We start from the raw sequence: 1,234 nt of genomic DNA on the forward strand, positions 1-1,234 counted from the left end.
TTATTAGAAAAAACGAGTTGTTTCTTCTTGACATACTGGTTGTTTTGTTCAGTTTTCAAAGAGCAAAAATAAAGTGGTGGAGCCTAGCGGGATCGAACCGCTGACCTCCTGCGTGCAAGGCAGGCGCTCTCCCAGCTGAGCTAAGGCCCCAATATAATGACTGAATGGTCGGGAAGACAGGATTCGAACCTGCGACCCCATGGTCCCAAACCATGTGCTCTACCAAGCTGAGCTACTTCCCGTAATGGCGCGCCCGAGAGGAGTCGAACCCCTAACCTCTTGATCCGTAGTCAAACGCTCTATCCAATTGAGCTACGGGCGCTTGTAATGCCGAGGGCCGGACTCGAACCGGCACGGTAGAACCTACCGCAGGATTTTAAGTCCTGTGCGTCTGCCAATTCCGCCACCCCGGCGCGGAGAAAGCGGAAGACGGGATTCGAACCCGCGACCCCCACCTTGGCAAGGTGGTGTTCTACCACTGAACTACTTCCGCATGGCATAAATAAGATAATGGTGCGGGTGAAGGGACTTGAACCCCCACATCGTAAGATACTAGATCCTAAATCTAGCGCGTCTGCCAATTCCGCCACACCCGCAAAATGTGGTGAGCCATGGAGGATTCGAACCTCCGACCCTCTGATTAAAAGTCAGATGCTCTGCCAGCTGAGCTAATGGCTCGTACAAACACCGATTATACCTATATTATGATAAAATGGTGCCGGCCAGAGGACTTGAACCCCCAACCTACTGATTACAAGTCAGTTGCTCTACCAATTGAGCTAGGCCGGCGTCTATATGGTGGAGGATGCAGGGCTCGAACCTGCGACCCCCTGCTTGTAAGGCAGGTGCTCTCCCAGCTGAGCTAATCCTCCCACACACAGGACTAATCCTGTTCATGTTTGGTGCAATATAAAACCTGTTAGTGTTACACCTGCCTGGCAGCGTCCTACTCTCGCAGGGACAAAGTCCCAACTACCATCGGCGCTGGAGAGCTTAACTTCTGTGTTCGGCATGGGAACAGGTGTGACCTCTCCGCCATCGCCGCCAGACAATGTGAAAATCAATGACAAGGATTATTATATGCATTTTTTGACGAAAATGCAAGGTTTTTTTACAAAAAAATCGTAATTTATACCTTGAAAACTAAATAAGAGGCAATACCATGACATCGTAAAAGAATGTAGTTAAGTCCTCGATCGATTAGTATTCGTCAGCTCCACGTGTCACCACGCTT

Annotated in this window: 9 tRNA genes and 1 rRNA gene; all 10 read right to left on the minus strand. The window is 49.8% G+C overall.

Annotation, left to right across the window (positions count from 1 at the left end):
* Positions 1 to 74: 74 nt before the first annotated feature.
* The 10 genes from ACFOGI_RS11890 to rrf all read right to left on the minus strand — a co-directional run bounded on the left by ACFOGI_RS11890 (position 75) and on the right by rrf (position 1,049).
* A tRNA-Ala gene (locus ACFOGI_RS11890) sits at positions 75 to 150 on the minus strand.
* 15 nt (positions 151 to 165) lie between these two features.
* Positions 166 to 242: transfer RNA gene (locus ACFOGI_RS11895), tRNA-Pro, on the minus strand.
* A 3-nt stretch (positions 243 to 245) separates the two neighbouring features.
* Positions 246 to 322, minus strand: a tRNA-Arg gene (locus ACFOGI_RS11900).
* Between the two features lie 6 nt (positions 323 to 328).
* Positions 329 to 413: transfer RNA gene (locus tag ACFOGI_RS11905), tRNA-Leu, on the minus strand.
* An 8-nt stretch (positions 414 to 421) separates the two neighbouring features.
* A tRNA-Gly gene (locus ACFOGI_RS11910) sits at positions 422 to 493 on the minus strand.
* Positions 494 to 511: 18 nt separating this feature from the next.
* Positions 512 to 596, minus strand: a tRNA-Leu gene (locus ACFOGI_RS11915).
* 6 nt (positions 597 to 602) lie between these two features.
* Positions 603 to 678 (minus strand) — tRNA-Lys (locus ACFOGI_RS11920).
* Between the two features lie 35 nt (positions 679 to 713).
* Positions 714 to 789: transfer RNA gene (locus ACFOGI_RS11925), tRNA-Thr, on the minus strand.
* 7 nt (positions 790 to 796) lie between these two features.
* Positions 797 to 872: transfer RNA gene (locus ACFOGI_RS11930), tRNA-Val, on the minus strand.
* A 61-nt stretch (positions 873 to 933) separates the two neighbouring features.
* A 5S ribosomal RNA gene (gene rrf / locus ACFOGI_RS11935) occupies positions 934 to 1,049 on the minus strand.
* Positions 1,050 to 1,234: the final 185 nt, after the last annotated feature.

Origin of the sequence: Virgibacillus xinjiangensis, assembly GCF_042643145.1 — a bacterium.
GTDB lineage: Bacteria > Bacillota > Bacilli > Bacillales > Amphibacillaceae > Virgibacillus_O > Virgibacillus_O xinjiangensis.